Source organism: Leptolyngbya sp. O-77 (genome assembly GCF_001548395.1).
Taxonomy (GTDB): domain Bacteria; phylum Cyanobacteriota; class Cyanobacteriia; order Elainellales; family Elainellaceae; genus Thermoleptolyngbya.
In genome coordinates, this window is the sequence record NZ_AP017367.1 from 44,103 (window position 1) to 63,177 (window position 19,075).

General features: G+C 49.4%; 17 protein-coding genes and 4 pseudogenes. 12 read left to right on the forward strand and 9 right to left on the reverse strand.

The window, feature by feature from the left end:
- Nucleotides 1-72 precede the first annotated feature (72 nt).
- Entirely contained in the window at nucleotides 73-606 is a 534-nt protein-coding gene (locus O77CONTIG1_RS00190; protein ID WP_068507054.1) for a tetratricopeptide repeat protein, read from the reverse strand.
- Nucleotides 607-935: 329 nt separating this feature from the next.
- Between O77CONTIG1_RS00190 and O77CONTIG1_RS00195 the strand changes: the two genes are divergently transcribed.
- The 7 genes and pseudogenes from O77CONTIG1_RS00195 to O77CONTIG1_RS25845 all read left to right on the forward strand — a co-directional run.
- Nucleotides 936-2,093, forward strand: coding sequence for a histidinol-phosphate transaminase (locus tag O77CONTIG1_RS00195; protein ID WP_068507056.1), 1,158 nt, complete (start codon nucleotides 936-938; stop codon nucleotides 2,091-2,093).
- A 211-nt stretch (nucleotides 2,094-2,304) separates the two neighbouring features.
- Entirely contained in the window at nucleotides 2,305-2,517 is a 213-nt protein-coding gene (locus O77CONTIG1_RS00200; protein WP_068507058.1) for a DUF2283 domain-containing protein, read from the forward strand.
- A gap of 162 nt (nucleotides 2,518-2,679) precedes the next feature.
- Nucleotides 2,680-3,570, forward strand: a complete 891-nt coding sequence (locus tag O77CONTIG1_RS00205; RefSeq protein WP_197673281.1) for a transposase — start codon at nucleotides 2,680-2,682, stop codon at nucleotides 3,568-3,570.
- The gene (locus tag O77CONTIG1_RS28275) at nucleotides 3,504-3,791 is read left to right on the forward strand and encodes a hypothetical protein (protein WP_315874835.1); all 288 of its coding nucleotides are present in this window, start codon (nucleotides 3,504-3,506) and stop codon (nucleotides 3,789-3,791) included. The genes O77CONTIG1_RS00205 and O77CONTIG1_RS28275 overlap by 67 nt, the downstream gene beginning before the upstream one ends.
- 50 nt (nucleotides 3,792-3,841) lie before the next feature.
- Complete coding sequence (locus O77CONTIG1_RS25300) at nucleotides 3,842-4,309, forward strand: hypothetical protein (protein ID WP_068507060.1); 468 nt, start codon at nucleotides 3,842-3,844, stop codon at nucleotides 4,307-4,309.
- On the forward strand, nucleotides 4,306-4,647 hold the full coding sequence (locus O77CONTIG1_RS25305; RefSeq protein ID WP_197673282.1) for a DNA methyltransferase: 342 nt from the start codon (nucleotides 4,306-4,308) through the stop codon (nucleotides 4,645-4,647). Before O77CONTIG1_RS25300 ends, O77CONTIG1_RS25305 begins: the two co-directional genes overlap by 4 nt.
- A gap of 3 nt (nucleotides 4,648-4,650) precedes the next feature.
- Nucleotides 4,651-4,779: pseudogene (locus O77CONTIG1_RS25845) on the forward strand (IS4 family transposase); the annotation flags it as partial.
- A 15-nt stretch (nucleotides 4,780-4,794) separates the two neighbouring features.
- Here O77CONTIG1_RS25845 and O77CONTIG1_RS00215 read toward each other — a convergent pair.
- Nucleotides 4,795-5,777, reverse strand: a pseudogene (locus O77CONTIG1_RS00215) (ISKra4 family transposase); the annotation flags it as partial.
- A gap of 59 nt (nucleotides 5,778-5,836) precedes the next feature.
- Here O77CONTIG1_RS00215 and O77CONTIG1_RS23100 point away from each other — a divergent pair.
- A protein-coding gene (locus O77CONTIG1_RS23100) for an IS5 family transposase (RefSeq protein WP_410503481.1) occupies nucleotides 5,837-6,599 on the forward strand; the annotation gives its coding sequence in 2 pieces (ribosomal slippage) (nucleotides 5,837-6,181 and nucleotides 6,183-6,599; 762 coding nt in all).
- A 157-nt stretch (nucleotides 6,600-6,756) separates the two neighbouring features.
- Here O77CONTIG1_RS23100 and O77CONTIG1_RS00230 read toward each other — a convergent pair.
- Nucleotides 6,757-7,296, reverse strand: coding sequence for an ABC transporter substrate-binding protein (locus O77CONTIG1_RS00230; protein WP_068507071.1), 540 nt, complete (start codon nucleotides 7,294-7,296; stop codon nucleotides 6,757-6,759).
- A 17-nt stretch (nucleotides 7,297-7,313) separates the two neighbouring features.
- Nucleotides 7,314-8,165: a class I SAM-dependent methyltransferase gene (locus O77CONTIG1_RS00235; protein ID WP_225894654.1), complete on the reverse strand. Its 852-nt coding sequence runs from the start codon at nucleotides 8,163-8,165 to the stop codon at nucleotides 7,314-7,316.
- Between the two features lie 92 nt (nucleotides 8,166-8,257).
- Between O77CONTIG1_RS00235 and O77CONTIG1_RS00240 the strand changes: the two genes are divergently transcribed.
- On the forward strand, nucleotides 8,258-9,280 hold the full coding sequence (locus O77CONTIG1_RS00240; RefSeq protein ID WP_068507076.1) for a helix-turn-helix transcriptional regulator: 1,023 nt from the start codon (nucleotides 8,258-8,260) through the stop codon (nucleotides 9,278-9,280).
- On the opposite strand, the gene O77CONTIG1_RS00245 is transcribed toward O77CONTIG1_RS00240, so the two are convergent.
- Both O77CONTIG1_RS00245 and O77CONTIG1_RS00250 read right to left on the reverse strand, forming a co-directional pair.
- Complete coding sequence (locus O77CONTIG1_RS00245) at nucleotides 9,246-9,875, reverse strand: hypothetical protein (protein WP_068507078.1); 630 nt, start codon at nucleotides 9,873-9,875, stop codon at nucleotides 9,246-9,248. The two genes, O77CONTIG1_RS00240 and O77CONTIG1_RS00245, sit on opposite strands and share 35 nt — an antisense overlap.
- Before the next feature lie 27 nt (nucleotides 9,876-9,902).
- The gene (locus O77CONTIG1_RS00250) at nucleotides 9,903-10,511 is read right to left on the reverse strand and encodes a Uma2 family endonuclease (protein WP_317134173.1); all 609 of its coding nucleotides are present in this window, start codon (nucleotides 10,509-10,511) and stop codon (nucleotides 9,903-9,905) included.
- A 295-nt stretch (nucleotides 10,512-10,806) separates the two neighbouring features.
- On the opposite strand from O77CONTIG1_RS00250, the gene O77CONTIG1_RS00255 reads away from it, so the two are divergent.
- Nucleotides 10,807-13,383: a TonB-dependent siderophore receptor gene (locus tag O77CONTIG1_RS00255; RefSeq protein ID WP_084781911.1), complete on the forward strand. Its 2,577-nt coding sequence runs from the start codon at nucleotides 10,807-10,809 to the stop codon at nucleotides 13,381-13,383.
- Nucleotides 13,384-13,398: 15 nt separating this feature from the next.
- Nucleotides 13,399-14,400 carry an iron-siderophore ABC transporter substrate-binding protein gene (locus tag O77CONTIG1_RS23105; RefSeq protein WP_084781912.1) on the forward strand — a complete coding sequence of 334 codons (1,002 nt, stop codon included), beginning with the start codon at nucleotides 13,399-13,401 and terminating at the stop codon, nucleotides 14,398-14,400.
- A gap of 41 nt (nucleotides 14,401-14,441) precedes the next feature.
- Here O77CONTIG1_RS23105 and O77CONTIG1_RS00265 read toward each other — a convergent pair.
- Nucleotides 14,442-15,406: pseudogene (locus tag O77CONTIG1_RS00265) on the reverse strand (transposase).
- Nucleotides 15,407-15,802: 396 nt separating this feature from the next.
- On the opposite strand from O77CONTIG1_RS00265, the pseudogene O77CONTIG1_RS00270 reads away from it, so the two are divergent.
- Nucleotides 15,803-16,818: pseudogene (locus O77CONTIG1_RS00270) on the forward strand (IS4 family transposase).
- Nucleotides 16,819-17,172: 354 nt separating this feature from the next.
- Here O77CONTIG1_RS00270 and O77CONTIG1_RS00275 read toward each other — a convergent pair.
- Nucleotides 17,173-17,982, reverse strand: coding sequence for an ABC transporter ATP-binding protein (locus tag O77CONTIG1_RS00275; protein WP_068507082.1), 810 nt, complete (start codon nucleotides 17,980-17,982; stop codon nucleotides 17,173-17,175).
- Nucleotides 17,983-17,987: 5 nt separating this feature from the next.
- Nucleotides 17,988-19,034 (reverse strand): FecCD family ABC transporter permease, encoded by a 1,047-nt coding sequence (locus O77CONTIG1_RS00280; RefSeq protein ID WP_068507085.1) that lies wholly within the window; start codon nucleotides 19,032-19,034, stop codon nucleotides 17,988-17,990.
- Between the last annotated feature and the right edge of the window lie 41 nt (nucleotides 19,035-19,075).

The following is a 19,075-nucleotide window of genomic DNA, read 5'->3' on the forward strand; positions in this document are numbered from 1 at the left end:
CTCTACGCATAATGGCGGAGTGCCCCGGTTTTTTGTTCAGCACGAAACGGAACCCAGTTCGATCAGCACAGACTAGGCAGGCGTGGCGACGCGCCGCTTGAGGGACTCGGTGCGCCGCTTGGCAGTGCCGTTTTTCGGGTCAATGGCCAGCGCTTGCTCATAGGCCTCGATCGCCTGCGTGACCAACTGCTTTTTCTCGTAGGCAAAGCCCAGATTATTCAGGGCAGTCACATACTTGGGCTGCTTTTCTAGAGCCTCTTTGTATTGGCGAATGGCCAGGTCATATTGCTCCTGAGCGGCGTAGGCATAGCCCAGCGCGTTGTAGACCAAGGCAGCGTTTTCGGGTTCTGTCAGGTCTTTGGACTTGAGCGCTTTTTGGAACTGGGCGATCGCCTGCGAGTAAAGCTTCTTATCCAGATAAATGCTGCCCAGTTCATAGTATTCCTGCGCTGTGCCAGGGCCCTTGGTGAGCTTGTTTTGCAGGCGCGTCAGGGCAGTTTCGACCTTGCGCGTTCTGAGCACCTGGCGAAACAGGAAGATACCCGCGATCGCCAGCAGCGCCACCAGCACACTGAGATAGACAACGGGCAGCAAGCTATCGTCCATAACCTTTAACTTTGACCAAAATAAATTAGACTGAATCCGATAGATTTAATTCGACCCAGAGCGACCAATATCCCATTGAAACGGGGATGCAAAGACCTGTTTGGTGACGCTCCAGCCGCTTTCTTCAGCCTACACCATCGCGCCGATGCATCGAGGGGCGATCGCCGCTAATCCCTAAGATCTTTATGAGTAGGGGCTTTTCGGGTCCAGCGCTGCCGAGTGACCGTCTATCGCTCTGCATCAAGCCGAACGGCAACAGACCACTGCTCGAAAATCGTATGCTATGAGAGGTGGTTTTAGGCTGTGTGCTTGCAGCGGTAGGCGGGTTTATGCTTCCCTTTTTGCGATCCGATTTGGCTCAGTTGGTGTCCTATACGCCCCATCCTGGTGGTGCAGAGGCGGCGGTGCATGGCTCCCCGACGCAGCCTGCGCGGGTCGATCGGTTGGATACCAACGAAAGCCCCTACGATTTGCCAGACGACCTGAAGCAAAAACTGGCCTGGGCCTATCAGCATGAACTGGAGGCAAACCGCTATCCCGACGGAGGGCATGCGGCGCTGAAAGGGGCGATCGCCCAATATGCCAACCAGTCCACGCACCAGTCCGCTCAATCCACCGCAAGCTGGGTCACCTCGGCCCATATTTCTGTCAGCAACGGGTCTGACGAACTCATCCGGTCGCTGCTGATTGCCACCTGCCTGCGGGCAGAAGGCTCGGTGCTGGTGGCCGACCCCACGTTTTCCATGTATGCCATCACCGCCAGCACGCTGGGCGTTCCTGTGGTGCGCGTAGGGCGCGACGAGCAAACCTTTGAAACGGATCTCGCCGCTGCCAGCCATGCGATCGCCACGCCTGCCGCCGGACAGCCCGCCATCCGCGTCGTGTTTATGGTGCATCCCAACTCGCCCACGGGCAATGCGCTCACCCCTGCCGAGATGGACTGGCTGCGGAGTCTACCCCCCCACATTTTGGTGGTGATTGACGAAGCCTATTTTGAATTCAGTCAGCAAACCGTGCTGGCGGAACTGCCCCAGCATCCCAACTGGGTGATTTTGCGAACCTTTTCTAAGGCGTTTCGACTGGCATCGCATCGCGTTGGCTATGCGATCGCCCATCCCGAACTCGCCGCCACGCTAGAAAAAATTCGCCTGCCCTACAACCTGCCTAGCCTCTCGCAACGCGCCGCTGAGATGGCGCTGGCCCACCAGGATGTGCTGCTAGCCGCTATCCCCACGCTGCTGTCAGAGCGCGATCGCCTCTTCCAATTCCTTGCCACGCTACCAGGAATCACCGTCTGGCCGAGCGCCGCCAACTTCCTATTCCTGCGGCTCCAAAATGATCCGGCAGATGAAACGCTAGAGAACCTGTTTCAAAGCCTGAAATCTGCCGGGACGCTGGTTCGCAAGACCTGCGGTGGGCTGCGAATCACAGTTGGCACGCCTGAAGAAAACCAGCGCACCTGCGATCGCCTCAGCAGCCTGCTGTAGCAAGGGTCTGCGATCGCTCGGTTGATATCGCTCTGTTAAGCAAGCCGCTCTAGCGATGTCTGATTTGCTTGTGATCCCGCTTTAGCCCTGGGCTGGGGCGGCGCTTTGAGCCATTCAAGCGTTGGGTCTGTGCTGTAGCGAGGCGCTTAAACGGAGAAAGGTTTCTCATCACAGCCTACCGAACCAGTGCAATTAAAGAAGGAGAGTTGATATGGCAGAAGTAAAAGTATTTTATGACCGTACAGGTAACACCCTTGTCGTTTGGTTTGGCAACCCTCAAGATGAGGGCGAAGCCGAAGAAACGGGCGATGAGGTGATTTTGATGAAGGATCAGCAGGGGCGAGTAATTGGGTTTGAAAAACTTAACTTTTTACCGCCTTCCGGTAGTCCTGTCCGCACTGCCTTTGAAACCGTAGCGCTCTAAGTTCGTAGTGTTCACTTTAGTGAATATTGGATGACGACTAAAGTCGTCACTACCAACCTTCTTACTTTTTACTCTTACATCTTGCACCAGTACAGATGAACGGCTTTTCGGCGGGTGCAATCAATGAGAGAAAAGGGCGTGAAGTCACAAACAACAAGAACAGTGGAAACCATTCTTGGACACGCCCAAGCGTTAGTCTACACCCTGCTCAGCCTGATGCCGAGTGCCTACCAAAGAGACAGCCTGCAAGCGATGCTGGGGTTGTTCCTAGAAGCTCAAGGGCAACCCTCGCCGCAACACAGTTTGATTAAGTCGGGTAGTGCGTTGAGCCGATTTCTCAACGAGTATGCCTGGCCCACCCGCCAAGTCGTGCGCGTGGTGCGACGGCAGATCGTGCAGCAACTGTTGCAGTCTGCTCCCAAAGGTCGCCGTCCCTGGTTGCAGGTGGTGGTGGATCTGACGACGTTGGAGAAATGCGGCAAGTTCAAAGCGTTTGCATCGCTGATTCGTGTGCTGCAAGGCAAGCGAGGATTGCATCTGGTGGTGCTGTATCTGGTGGTTGGAGAGTGTCGAGTGCCCTGGAGTTTTCGGGTCTGGCGTGGCAAACATCAGCGGACTGCGGTGCAGTTGGCGATTCGCTTAATAGGTAGCTTGCCCCCTGCGTTAACGAGCGCCTTCCGGGTGGTCATTCTGGCAGACACCGCCTTTGGCAGCGTGGCCTTCCTCAAAGCGATGCGAAAGCGCCGTTACTCGGTAATTGTCGGGGTGCGGTGTGACCGCAAACTGGCTGATGGTCGCTGTGTGAGCAAACTGGTGAAAAAAGGGCAACAGGTGCGCTTAGAGGGACTGAACTTCCCGGTGACGATTTCTTGGCTTTACCTCAAACGCGAGCCGAAACGTTTGTCCTCTCGACTCGTCCCCTCAAAGGCAGCACCATCACTTGGTGGGGGCGTAGACGATGGAGCATTGAGGGATTTTTCAAAACCATCAAACATCGCTTTGGGTTGCATCGCTTTGCTCAGCAGACGCTCAAGGGCGTATATCGCTGGTTGATGTTGTGTTTCCTCAGCTTTGTGCTGGTTCATTGGGTTCACCGCGCAACTCACGCCAAAGCGACCCCTGATTGGAAAGTCGCTGCAACTGCTGCATTAGACGCCTTGTTCCCGGAAGTCGCAGCTTGTTTAGCGCTGCTTCAAGTTGAGCGAGCGCGATCCCTGCTCGATTCACTCGGTATTGCGGTGCACTTTGTCCACCTCGCTGAGCTAAAAACGTAGGCTAAATGTACTGGTGCAAGATGTAAGTACTTTTACCTTTTGCCTTGATTATGTCTCAGCAACCCACCTACGGCCCCCACAACCCGCACCCGCTCTCCCAAATGCGCATGGAACTGGTGTGGGAGGGCAAGTATGACGAGTATGGCAATCGGCGCGAGGTGGATATTGCCGGGTGTGCCATGCCGATGCAGAAGATTGAGAGCATTGATGAACCCCGGCGGGCAGCGGCGGCAACGGGGCAGTTGGAGCTATTTGAGCAGCAGAATCCCCGTGTGGATGATTTTCGCAATCGGCTGATTTGGGGCGACAACAAGCTGGTGATGGCATCGCTGTTGCAGGAGTTTAAGGGCAAGGTGGATCTGATTTATATTGACCCGCCGTTTGATGTGGGCGCAGATTTTTCGATGCAGGTTCAGATTGGTGATGAGAAAGAAGCCATCGGTAAAGATCAATCAACTTTAGAGATGGTTGCTTATCGGGATATGTGGGGCAAGGGAACGGACTCATATTTACTATGATGTATGAACGTTTAGTTCTTGCAAGGGAATTGCTTGCTGAACATGGCAGCATTTTTGTTCACTGTGACTCAGGTGTAAATTTCCTGCTCAGAGGCTTATTATCCGAGGTTTTTGGTTTCGATTACTGTGTTAATGAAATTGTATGGCGACGTACAGGAACACATGGCACTACTCGAAGTTTCGGAGTTATTCACGATACAATTTTCCTCTTTGCTAAATCTGAAAATTATTGCTTTAACGTACCAACTACACCTTTACCAGAAGTGTTGAAAGATAGATTAAGCGACGAAAAAAAGGGACAGAATGCAGTATTCTGTCCCCTAGTAAACAAAAAATGATGCCTGATGATAGCCTCATTTCCGAAGCTTGTCAAATCGATCTTGATGCAGCTTTGTCCGCATGACTATCCCGTTTTGAACTCGCGCTTGTTCTTTGAAATCTGGTTGACCTTTGTGTTGGACGAGTGCATCCCAATTTTGCAAGACTCATGTTGAGAATTGCCCATTGAGGTAGGCACAACGTTGCTTCAGCACCTGCGGAACGTTATCTTTGTCCCACTGCGCCCCCGATATCTTGATTCGCCGCCCAAGTTGTTTAACGGTCGATTCAATTGCCCCGGAACCAATGGAGACTCCTTCAGCTTGATAGTAGCCATAATTGACAATCCGCTGTCGATGCTTGTTAAGGTAGCTAACGAAATTCGTAACCCGCTCGTGTTGCCAATCCTCAAACTGTGCAATTGCGCCCTCGACATCGCCTTGCCACAAACAGGTTTCCACGGCATCTAAACGTTGCACAGAACCACCCACTTTGCCCAAATTCTCAACCAAGTGATACCAGTCCAAAATCTCCCGTCTTTGGGTCTGGTTGCCAATCTGGGTGTAGACATTCCAGATCCCATCATGCCCATCTCCAATACAAGTCAATGGGTCAGATAAAGACTGAACATTGACCCAGTTGACCAACTGCTCATTGTCTTGAAAGAAGGCAGCAACACAGGACTCGTGCAGATTCACTGCCTTGTAATCTCGCCATTCACTCGGTTCTCCTTCGGGTGTTCGCAATCGCACTTTACCTCCATCGATACTCATCTCCTCAACCGTTTCTTCCACTTGCGGTAACTCAAAGATTTGACGATGCACTAATCGCTGTTGAGTACTGTGAGAAACCTTTATCCCAGTCAACACTTCAATGTCTTCTGCCGCCCGCTCATACGATTCATTGGCACTCACCAACAAACAACACCGCTCCAGGTAAGGACTCCATCGTGTGTACGCTTTCACCTCCAGAATTTGAGCTTGTTTCTCACTCACTTGCAGTTGTCCAAGGATGCTCTCGATGCGACGCTTTCGTCCACTTGTCGTGCCGCTACTTGTTGCAATAAAAAATCCCCGATCTCTGGGCTGACATGTTCGAGCAGATGTCCTCGCACTGCCGCCTCAATCCCTGCCAACGTTTTCACTTGCTCTAGGGAGTGTCATCAATTAGATAAGCTGTAATCAGCAGTGATTCAGCTATCTGACGATTATGACAACCCGACGCTACGCCCTGCGCGATGACCAATGGGAACGGCTCCAAGATTTGCTCCCTGGACGAGCGGGGGCGGTGGGAGTCACAGCAAAGGATAATCGTCTGTTTGTCGAGGCAGTGCTATATCGATATCGAGCCGGCATTCCCTGGCGAGACTTGCCAGAGCGGTTTGGTCATTTTCGCAAGGTTCACACCCGCTTTCGGCGCTGGGCAAAGACGGGCGTGGGGCAACGGGTGTTTCAGGTGCTGTCTGAAGATGCAGACAACGAATACGCCATGATCGACACCACGATTGTGCGTGCTCATCAGCATAGTGCTGGGGCAAAGGGGGGATGCCAATGCCCAAGCCATTGGTCGTAGTAAAGGGGGATTGAGCACCAAGATTCATGCGACTGTCGATGCACTGGGCAATCCGACAGGCTTTCACCTCACACCCGGGCAGGTCTGTGACCTTGATGGGGCTGATGTGCTGCTAGAGAACATTCAAGCTGATACAGTCCTGGCTGACAAAGGATATGACGCAGACCAACGGGTGGTTGAGCGACTCCAACAACAGGGCAAGGCTGCTGTGATTCCGCCCAAGCGAAACCGCAAGACACCGCGTGAATACGACAAGGAGCTATACAAAGCGCGGCATCTGATTGAGAACTTCTTTGCCAAACTCAAGCAGTATCGAGCGATTGCGACACGCTATGACAAGTTAGCCGAGACGTTTCTGAGTGCAATTTACATGGCGGCTGCCCTGACTTGGCTTAATTGATGACACGCCCTAGGTCAGTTTCCTCGTATAGCAGAGCGGCAAGGGCACGAGCATGGGCTTGGATTTGGGCTTTTTTCTCAGCGTCCATGACAGGTATCGGGTAAAAGTACAATACTCAAAGTTTATCGCTATCGCCAAAGTCTAGAACTAAGCACTTTTACTCATCGCAAAAGTGGGATGCACTCAGGAGATTGAGTGTTGAACCACCCATCATCAGCACGGTCTTCTGTAAATTCGCTGGAATAGCAGTACGATAGGTCTCAATTTGGGTTTCCAGTTGTTGAATGGCGGTTTCGGCTACCGTATCGCGTCCGGTTAGCCGAGCTACACCCCGCAATCTGGCTAATGCAATGTCATATCCGCTGCCGCTCATGAGATAGGTTGAAGCAATCTGCCGCAGCCAGTGCTGATAAAGCCGATGGGGAAATCTCCAACCTAGAATCAGGTCGGGTTGAAGGGTGCGGATAGCTTTCAGGTTTGGCAACATCCAGGAACCGACGGAGGTAAATTGTTGGGCGCGATCGCCGAAAAACTCAGGGCGATCGGCAATGCCTTGAGCAAGATAACCCACAGGTTCTAAACCGAGTTCTGCGAGGATATCAATTCCGGTTGCGGTGAGGCAGACGATTCGTTCAGCAGGTTTGCTCAAGTGAAGTTCTGTGTTTGTAGCATCGATCGCCCGATAGGATTCTCCCATTTTCGCTATCCTGGTTTTTACTCGGAGTAGTTTCCGATTTGTAATTGCACAATTCGACCAGAGTTCTTGAAGAGTGCTAATGGAATAAACGGAAGCAGTTGTGCCAGAATACTCCAAGCGATTGGCAACCGTTGTGAATAATTCAAAAATTGACTGAGATAGAACTCCTCATGCTTTAACCAAATGTTTGAACCCCAGGTTTCAAGTTTGCTGGACTGATCAATTCCCCATTTAAATTCAGCATTCGTTTTCGAGACAGTATCGTGATGCTTAGTAGTGCGTGAGCGTTTACGATTCAGCACATCAAACAGAATTTCAACGGGACTGAAACGAGCATTGATCTGCTGCAATAAGGCTTTATTCTCAGCCTCTGACAGATACATGGATACGCCTTCGTAGACAATCATCATCGGCTGATTCGGTTCTCGCTGAATCGCATCCATCCAGGTGAAGTCGAGCATTGATTTGGCAATGAAGTGATGTCGATTGCTCTCCTGGAAGAACTTGTGTCGCAGAGCAATCACCTCAGGGAAATCCACTTCATACCAGCGTACTTGACCGTTATCAATCCGAGAAAAGCGGGTACATAATCCTGCACCCAAATTGACAATTACCGCACTCGGATGGGTTTCCAGGAAGTTCTGCACGATGCGATCGATCGCCCTCGCCCGAATCACGCAGCCCAGCTGCGATGCCCAGCCATTCTCATATTTGCTGAAGTCATAATCCAAGCTTTCTGCAATTTCGACGGCTTTGCGATCGCTCAGAATTGGCTCTGGACGCTGAGTTTCGATCGCACGCGCATACAGCGTGATCATCAGGGTTTCTGCAACCCCTGTAAGCTGGTCGGTTGGTTCTCGCAGTTGCATGGTGAGAAGTTTCTAAGGATAAAGGCATTGTGGTAAGATTATTGCAAATTATTCTCATTTGTGTCAATTGTCAATCTGAACTCACCCCTGCCATGACGCTCATTTTCAATGAATCCAACTGGGACGAACTGGAACAGCAGGCTCCCGTGCCATGTCCTGCTCATCTGGTTCTGGATGATTTTGAGGAACTAACCGGTGTGCCCACCTGTTTGGGACGAGGCTACAGTCGCGGCATGGCGCTAGTGCCGGGGGTGTGGTTAAACTTCAACGACAAAGAATATTACCAGGACTTCGTCGTAAAAACCCCCGCCCACGAGCATCCAATTCAAATCGAAGTTTTTCTGTCAGGCTATTTTGATTGCAATATTTATCCCAGATTCGGCGGCACGCGCAGCTATTTCTCGGGCAGTGGCATTTCACCAGGCTATGCCGAAAGCTACCAGGTGGGGCAGCGGTTTACCTGTATTAATGTCGAGATTAAGCCAGAGGTGCTGGACTCGTTTTTAATGGGCAATTGCCAGCAGTCGTCTCATCAGGTACGGCAGTTGTTTAAAGGAGAAGATTGGAAAGTTGCGTTTTATCCCAGTGTCACGCCTGAGATTCGGGCGATCGCCCAGCAGATGTGGGATGCGCCTTATCGTGGGGAGTTGAAGCGGCTCTATCTCCAGGCGAAGGTGCTAGAACTTTTGGTCATCTACCTTGACTTGATTGCTGATAGCTCAGAACAACCTCGTGTACCTGGACTGAAACCAGAGACGATCGATCGTCTCCATCAGGCAAAAGAGATTCTGACTCGCCAGCTTGCCCATCCACCCTCGTTGTCGGAATTAGCGCAACAGGTAGGGGTGAGCGATCGCACTCTGCAACGCGGGTTTCGGGAGGTGTTTAATACGACGGTGTTTGGTTATTTACACACCCTGCGGATGGAGCAAGCGGAATGGCTGTTGCGAAACCGACAGATGCGGGTGTCAGAAGTAGCTCATGCGGTGGGCTATTCCCATCTGGGACATTTTACCGAGGCATTCAAGCGCAGGTTTGGAATAACGCCAAAACAATGCCAGAAAGGTGAGAAAGGAACCGTCATGGCATGGATGCAAGGGATGCATTCATCGTGATGCCAAAAAGAATAGAGAGTACCTGATTGAGATCGCTTGGAATGGCGTAGGTGTTGATGTCTTTCTGAATTTGTTTCTCTTGACGTCGCAGCAGCCCAAATTTCCAGGTGTCACCCGTTGTAACGGTGCCATAAAGGATTGGCGTGGACGAATCTGTCCATTGGTCGAGCGCAATTAGTTCGACAGCAAGCTGAGTGAACCCCCTGGACAGGTCTGCATTTTTGGCTTCGATCACGAGCAAACTTTGAGGGGTAGGGATGAAATAGTCAAAACTGCCTTTTAACCAGGCACTTACCCGGACTGGATACTCAATCTTGAGCGGTGCCTGAATAAACTTACAAACCGTTTTGAGCACAGGAAAAATCAATGCTTCGCGCCGAGCAATTTCTGACGCAGGATCGACCAGCGTCAGGTTTTCTTGCAATTCAATCCTCAATGGCGCTGGGTCAATTGGCAAGTGCTGGGGCAGTTGCAGCGAGGTGTTGTGCAGCGTGATGCCAAATTCTGCCAAAATGTCAGCCGTGTCAAAGGGCAGTTCTGCATATTTACTGTACGTGTAGCTTTCAGCCGGATCAAGAATAACAGTTCTGCCCATCGGTCTTCCTCTTTAAATCTGAGTGATTTACACCTGATCGGGGTCAACCCCCAGAACGCGAAGTTGCTCGGCTAATCGGGCGGCTTGTTGTTCTGCCGCATCTGCCCGCTGTCGTTCCTGCTCTGCTCGCTGTCGCTCCTGCTCCAGGGTGGTGAATGATACGCCATTTGGCAAATAAAGCTGCAAATCATAGTCTGACCAGTCAAACCGAATCTCTAGGCGAGGGCTAACCCAGTTGGCGATCGGATCAATCGGACTGAGCCACTCTTCTTGACGGAGCCAACCACTGAGATCATTGCGTTCGGGGTCATAGAGGTAATATTCTTCGACCCCGTAACGCTCGTAAAAGATCAGTTTCTTATCCAGTTCAGTTTGGGAGTTGCCAGGAGCGCGGATCTCAAACACCACCTGGGGGGCAATGTTGTCTTCCCGCCACTGTTGATAGGAGCCACGTTCGCCCTTGGGTCTGCCAAACACGACCATTGCGTCGGTCGCCTGACGGATTTTGGGGTCTCCCTCAACGGGATACCAGAGTAAGTCACCCGCTACAAACACCGTGGGATCATTGGCATACCAAGCTTCTAAATTCTGCTGGATCAGCACAATCCAACGAAACTGCCGAGTGTCGTCTGCCATCGGTTGCCCGTCACTGTCGGGGTAAACGACATCTTGTTGATCGGATGCCTGTAGCTGTGAAACCATCCCATTCAGCCCAACTCTGATTTCATTATAGGTTTCTCTCATCAGCAGGCCGCCAAGCTAAAGATGACAGCTGAATAGGACTCACGTTTTCGGTCCTTCTGCCCTCTGCCTTCTGCCTTCTTGACGCTTCAGGGATAAAAATTGGCGCTCTACCGTATGGCGGTACGGGGGGAAGTTCTGTAATCTTACATCTAAGGTTTATTGCAAATAGTTCTCGTTAGGTGTGAGCATGGTGAAGGTTTGGTGCGATCGGGCTGTGAGAAGCCGCGTGTTTTTTGGTGTAATTCAATCGGTGACGGGAAGTTTGGGGGCGATCGCCACTCTTCTGCTCCTCACCCCCGCTGTCTATGCCGAGGCAGCATCGGATGCTGTAGACACGGGTGAACCGATTACGGAGGCGATCGCACCTCTGGAACTAACCGAGCTTGACCAACCTGCCACCACCGTTGACGAGTGGATCGCCCAAATCGAAGCCTCGCTGACCCAAATTACTGATGTGCGCGTGGAGGAAACCGAGGCGGGCTTGCAGATCATTCTGGAAACGGAGAATGGTGCTTTGGCAGTGCCGGAAACAAGGGCGATCGGCAATGCCCTGATTGCGGATATTCCCAATGCCGCGATCGCAGAGGAGTTTTCTCAGGCAAACCCGATCGAAGGGATCGCATTGGTGAGTGTGACGAGTTTACCGGGTGACAGAGTTCGAGTCGCAATCACCGGAACCGATGCGCCGCCTGTAGCTGACGTAACTACAGAGGCTCAAGGATTGGTGTTAGCGGTGATGTTAGGAGATGCCGATGCGGTTACGGAAGAAGACGCAATTCAGGTGGTGGTGACGGGGGAGCAAGATGAGGGCTATAACCCATCGAGTGCCTCAACCGCAACGCGAACGGATACGCCACTCCGGGATATTCCCCAGTCAATTCAGGTTGTCCCACAACAGGTGCTTCAAGATCAGCAAGTCACTCGTTTAAGTGAGGCACTAAGAAACGTGCCAGGCGTAGCAAGAGGGGGAATTACACCTCGATTTACGTTCGTTGAAGACGCATTAATTCGGGGTTTTGATGCTAATTACTTAGTCAATGGCTTAAATTCACTCACAGGTTTTGCGCCTATCTTTGAAGCTTCAAACATTGAAAGCGTTGAAGTATTGAGAGGTCCAGCTTCAGTGCTCTACGGTCAGGGGTTTACTGGCGGCATCGTTAATCTAGTTACTAAACAGCCATTGAGTGAACCTTATTATTCTTTTGAACTCTCTGCGGGTAGCTTTAGTTTTTACCGGGGTTCCGTCGATTTTTCTGGTCCCTTGAATGATAATGGCACCGTACTCTATCGCTTTACGGGAGCAGCCCAAACCACAGAGAGCTTTTTTGACTTTTATGATGCCCAACGTTACTCTCTTGCTCCCACGCTGACATGGCAAATCAGTGATCAGACAAGGATTACCTTTGAGGCTAACTATGCTCAAGCCACTCAACCTTTTGATCTAGGGTTGCCAGCTGTAGGAACAATATTGCCAAATCCTAATGGTGATATTCCACGCGATCGCTACGTTAGTGAGCCTTCTGATAACGGACAGTATGATGCTTTAACACTAGGCTATGATTTCCAGCATCGTTTTAGCGACAATTGGGAAATTCGTAATGCTTTTCGATTTGTAGACTTCAATATTTCTAGAGCAGCCGTATTTAGTTTAGGTTTAGATCCTGACGGTCGCACGCTCAATCGAGGCTTTCAATCTCCACACTTTGAAGAAACAGTTTACAATCTGGACACCTACGTGGTGGGGGAATTTGATACAGGTTCCATAGAACATCAGCTTGTTGCAGGGGTGAATCTATTTAGACGAGAATCAGGATTGTCAGGTTTCAATCGCAGCGCGCCACCACTCGACTTATTCGACCCAGATTATGGTCAACCACTTGGAGATGTCACTGCTCGTTATGACAATTTAACAACCACTGATTTTGTTGGTTTTTACCTTCAAGATCAAATTACTCTGCTTGAAAATCTTAAGCTTCTATTAGGCGGACGCTTTGATATTGCGACTCAAGAATCAGAAGATTTTTTGGAATCAACTGACTCCTTTCAACAGAATGAAGCCTTTAGCCCTCGCATCGGGATTGTCTATCAACCTATTCCAGCCATTTCACTATACGGAAGTTACAGTCGTTCATTTCTACCTGTTGTTGGTCGAACGGCTGATGGCAGTCTATTTCAACCAGAACGAGGGACTCAGTATGAAATCGGTATGAAAGCCGATTTAAATGATCAACTTACGGCAACGCTAGCGTTTTATGATTTAACCCGTAGCAATGTCGAGACCCCAGACTTAGAAAATCCAGATTTCTCAATTCAAACGGGTGAACAACGAAGTCAAGGCATTGAGTTTAATGTTGCCGGTGAGATTCTCCCCGGATGGAATGTAATCGGAGGCTATGCCTATACAGATGCTCGCATCACAGAAGACAACACCTTTGATGTTGGTAACCAGATCAACAATATCCCTAAACATGCGTTCAATTTATGGACAAGCTATCAACTACAGGAGGGCGATTTGGAAGGATTGGGTTTCGGGTTAGGGTTATTTTTTGTTGGCGATCGCCCTGGCGATCTGGACAATTCATTTGAAATTCCCAGTTATTTACGAACTGATGCGGCTATTTTCTATGAACGAGATAGATTTCGTGCTGCGTTGAATTTCCGTAATATTTTCGACATAGATTATTTTGAATCTGCCGGAAATATAAATCGTGTAATTCTAGGTGAGCCGTTTACCGTGCAGGGAACGCTTTCATGGACGTTTTAGGGAGCCAAAACTTCTATGAAGAGATTCCAGCATCGTTTGATCACCTGTATCGTACTAGGAGTTGCAATATTTTTGCTTACCACTGCCTGTCATCAAACTCTCAATCTAAACAACAATATTGCAGCTACTTCAACAGGCGATTGCCGACCTGTCAAACATCCAATGGGTGAAACCTGTATTCCATTGCATCCACAGCGGATTGTAGCAATAGATATTTTGAGCCTGAGCAACTTAATTGCTCTAGGGATCAAACCAGCGGCAGGATGGATATGGTCTCCTCTATCAGAACAGATTGATCTTCCTGAACATTTAGCAAGCCGAGTTTCAGATGTTGCTCTGTATGGTTATTCTGCTGACCAGCCTAACTTAGAAAGCATTTTGAAATTCAATCCAGATCTAATCGTTAGTCCGTCAGGTGCGTTAACTCCAGGTGCCTATCAACAATTATCTCAAATTGCTCCTACAGTGTTTGTCCCCTGGCAGGAAATCTCTCGCAGTTGGAAACAAAATCTGATAGAAACAGCAAAAGTTTTTGACAAAGTAGATGTTGCAAATCAGCTTCTGGATGACTACTATCGCAGAGTGGAAACGCTCAAACAAAACTTAGGCAATTTACAGAGCACTTTAAATAGGCGAGACCGACCATTTTATGCAGAATTTATCTTTACAAGGAATGGCTTGATGCTGGCTGGGAAAAATTCTTTCTCAGGTACAATTCTGAATGATCTGGGACTACTATCTCCACAAGCCCCCGAAGGCATACTCCTACCCATGTCTGAAGAAAAACTTCCAGAGATCGATGCCGATGCTCTTTTTGTTGGTGCCCATCTTGAACAGGGACACGCTACTTTAAAGCGGCTGCAAAACAGCCCTTTATGGTCTAGAGTCAATGCTGTTCAGCAAAATCAAGCTCACTTAGTCGATTTTTTCTCCTGGTACGGCTTTGAATTTCTCTCGGCTCATGCTGTCCTAGATGACATTGAAAAACACTTACTTGGCACACATGAATTACGCTAAAACCAGAAGTGTTGAATTCGGACATAAAACTTAACATGCAACTACACGAGTGTCTCCGGCACCCAGTCAAAGCTCCAGTGGACAATTGAACAGCGACGGCTCAATTCGAGTTGCAAATATCGCAGCTTATCTAACAACTGACAGCCATAAAACGCTGGAATTTCTATTAACTGCAAAACGAGATAAGCAATCAATACCATGTAAATTTGTATCGTGACTCCATTCACACTTTTCGTGATCGGTTTGTCCAACTTTAAGTGCATCTTCAAAAACTTCCATAGCACCTCGATCTGCCAACGATGACGATACACTTCGCCGACCTCCTCATTCGTCATCTGTTCTACATTAGTGGCTAGACGAAACTCGGTTTGGCTTTCGAGATCACAAAACCAAATGACCCGATACCGCTGATGGTCAAGTTCGGTCTTCATGTTGTTCTTAATTCGCACCACAAAGAGTGTCTTGGTCTGGCTTAGTTGGTCAAGAAACTCCCAACTCGCAAAGCCTCTATCCATGATGCCGACGCCGTTCTCAGGAATCATACCTGTTACCCACTCGGCAAATCTTGCATCATGTCCTTGTCCAAAATGAATCAAGCACTCGCTCGGATTGCCCTGAGTTAAATTCACTCCGTTCATCAATTTAACCTGATGATAACCCTGCTTCCAGAATAACTTGCTGGTTAATGTAATAACGGTTGAATCAATCGGAAATAGCATTCGCGCTGTTGCTGGATTCTTCCGCTTTAGCTGCTCCATTAGTTCAGCATAGATCCGAAAAAATGCTGGTCTTGTCGTGTCTTGCAAGCTTTAGAAAAGGTGGAAATGTCAACTTCAATACCCGCCTTATTCAGGCGATAGAACAAGTCCCTCATGCTCGTTAAACTCTGGTCTAAAACGAAGGTTAACCAGATTTCAAAAAATAAGCGTGAGTTCAACACGGGATAGTCATGCGCGCAGAGTTGCTGCAATATGGATTTGACAATTTGAGGAAACGTGGCTACCATTGGACGTTATTTTTTCTTTATCTGGGGACAGAATACTGCATTTTGCCCCCATTTTTTCTTTGCTTAACCTAACTTTCAACACTTCTGGCGTAATCCACTGCCATAGAGAACATACTTGCCGCTATCCTGAGCGCCCTTTTGGGGTTTAGATTGATTTGCAAGATGAAAACTATATTCAATGGGATGCTCGCGTTCAGGTAGCTATATTTGGATAGAATCATGCATTTTGTAGTGCATGATCTGTAGATGGATTTCATCTCGCAGCTTTAGCTCTCGACAATATCCCGTCCCAAGATGCTTGGGATCAGAAGTGTTGAATGATAGCAAATATGTTTAAAAAAATAGCCCCTAATCGTGTAAACTAGAGGCTATAAAAAAGAAAATAATGTTAGTATCATGATATCAAACTTTCCTGAGATCGTCAAAAAGCATCTGGGCCACCTCGCCACGGATGACTATCCGGTTCTCAACAGCTTTCTATTTGTTTCTATTTGGCTCTCCTTGGTTCTCGATCAGAGTCAAAGCAGTATGAGGAGCGTCTTCAAGCGCTTAAATATTCGTGGCATCAAGGTCAAGATTTCTACTTTTTCTAAAGCCAGCAAGAACCGTGATCCCCAGATACTTTATGATCTTTTTTGGGTATTGAAGCAGGAACTCCACAAAAGGCATAAGATTGATGCTGCAAAGCTGACTTTATTTCCGCTGGATTCAACCATTGTTAGTTTGACGAGCAAGTTGCTCTGGGCGCAGGGTATTCACCAAGTAAAGCTGTTTAGTGGTTTAGATTTAATGACACATGAGCCGGGGGGTGTTTTCATCCACTTTGGTCAAGGTCATGACAGTAAACATGGGAAGGAAACGATCGATGCTGTGCCTGATAATAGTGTCGGGGTCATGGATCGGGGCTTTTTTAGCCTAGCTCGAATTCGCTATTTACTGAATCAAGAGAATCGCTACTTTATCGTCAGAATCAAGAATAATATTAGTCTCAAGATGCTAGAAAATGGCAACTTCTTGATTGGCACGGGTAAGGAGCAAGTTGAAGCACGGGTTGTCGCCTTTTGTGATTTAGAATCACAAACAGAATATCGCTTGTCAACGAATCTACCGATAGGGGGAGAAAATACCATTTCCAATGAGGAAATTAGCGAATTTTATCGTTTGCGTTGGCAGATAGAGTTATTTGGAAATTTCTGAAGATGCATCTGAAACTAGATCGACTAATTACTAAGAATGTGAACGGGATTGAGATGCAGATTTATGCGTGTTTGGTAGCTTATGTGATTTTGCAATTGGTGACAATTCCGAAAGAATTTGGCAACAAAGTATTAGATAAGCTACGATATTTACAGGCTTTTATGTGTGAAAATATCAGTTATGCCCACTGGCTCCAAAAATTAGTGTTTTGTTGACAAAACCAGCTTGCCACAGGATTAGTGTGTCTATTTTTAGAAAAGAAAATCTTAAGATTCAACACTTTTGGCTTGGGATAGTCCCAAGTTACCTCAAATGAATCAGTGGGATAGGCGCTTGTCTCAGTTGATTCGATCGGATTAAATAGCTCCCAATAGTCAGATTGTGAGATTGCGATCGCCATGTTGATCTGATTAACCTCCAGAATCATGGGGTTGAGTGGTGTGCGGCTGTCTTCAGAGTTAGAATTCTAGGCTTTTAGACCGCCAAGTTAAAGAGCAAAAAATATAGTTGAGAATAGCGTCAATTGTTTTCTGGAATTTAAGCAAGCCTGGATCAGGCAATCGCCTGGGTCAGGTTCGTTCTTGTTTCATCCGCATTTTGGGGCTGATGGGAATACACAGCGGTGTGCCAGATACGGGATCAGAGATGATTCGGCTCTCTAATCCAAAAACTTCGCGCACTATGTCTTCTGTCATCACCTCTGCGGGCGCGCCTTGGGCAAAAATTGCGCCTTGACGCATCACCACTAAATGATCGGCATAACGACAGGCTTGGTTTAAATCGTGCAACACCATGACAATCGTGCGTTTTTGTACCTGGTTTAATTCGTGCAGCAAATCCAGCACTTCCACCTGATGGGCCAAGTCCAGAAAAGTTGTTGGTTCATCCAGCAGCAGAGTCTCTGTATGTTGCGCCAAAGCCATCGCGATCCAGGCGCGCTGGCGCTGTCCACCCGATAGGCTATCGAGGGAGCGATCGCCCAGGTCTGTCATATCGGTAATGCTCAAGGCCTCTTCGACCAGCCGCTCATCTTCTGCGGACCACTGCTGAAACCAGCTTTGGTGGGGATACCGGCCCTGTGCAACCAGCTCGCGCACCGTCAGCCCTTCGGGAGCCGTTGGGCCTTGGGGCAAGAGTCCCAACTGCTGGGCGACGGCTTTAGTAGGTAGTTTGGCGATCGCCAAACCATTCAGATATACGGCTCCGCTCATCGGCTTCAGCAAGCGAGACAGCCCTTTGAGCAGCGTAGACTTGCCACAGCCGTTGGCCCCAACCAGGACAGTGATCTGGCGAACTGGAATTTCAACATGCAAATCCCGAATGATGGCGGCTCGATCGTAGGACAACGTGAGCTGACGAGCAGTGAGTGCGGTATCCATGAAGCCTAAGCATTCCGATTGCGATAGAGCAGATAGAGGAAATAGGGTGCGCCGATGGCGGCTGTGATCACGCCACAGGGCAATTCAATCGGCGCAAAGAGCGATCGCCCTAGCAGATCGGCCAGCATGACGATTAACCCACCAACCAATGCTGCGGTTGGGATCAGGCCTTCATGGGAGGGGCCCACAAGCTGCCGCGCCAGGTGAGGAGCCATCAGCCCCACAAAGCCGATTGTGCCTGCGGTGGCCACACTCGCACCCGCCAGAGCCACACTGGTCAGCAGCAGCATTCCGCGCTGCCATTCCACGCGGCTGCCCAGCCCCCGCGCCACTGCATCGCCCAAGTGTAAGGTGTTCAGCTCACGCGCACCCAAAAGTGATAGAGGAACGAACACGACTAACCAGGGCAGGAGCACTTGCACTTGCTCCCAATTGCGCCCATACACGCTGCCTGCCAACCACACTAGCGCTTGGCTTACGTCATTTATATTGCCAAAGGTGATGAACAGACTGGTGAATGCAGAAGCGACTGCCCCAATTCCGACGCCTACTAAAATTAGACGAATGGGTGAACTACCTTGATCCCATGCGAGAGAATACACCAGCAGCGCAGCCAGGAATGCCCCCACAAAGGCAGACGCAGGCAGCAGCGCAAGGGGAAGCGCAGGCAGCAGCACAATCACCATCACGGCTGCCAACCCTGCGCCAGCCTCGATCCCGACGACTTCGGGCGCTGCCAGTGGATTGCGTGTTAGCCCCTGGAGAATTGTGCCCGCGATCGCCAATCCCATCCCAACTAAAAAGGCTGCTATAACTCTGGGTAAACGCAGCGTGTAAACGACAAACTGATAGTCAGGATTGTCTGTTGCTCGTCCCAGAATAGTCTTCACCACGTCTAACGGTGGAACCGGGTATTCGCCGTAGCTGACGCTGAGGACGAGTGCCCCAAGGGCGATCACGCTCAGCAGAGCAATGACAGCAGGGAGCCGCTGATCCAGTCGAAAGGATAGCGGAACACTGCTAAAACGGATGGCTAACCAACTTTTCGACACGGTTCAACAGCGATAGTTAAGGGCTGGCGGTTTTAGAGAAT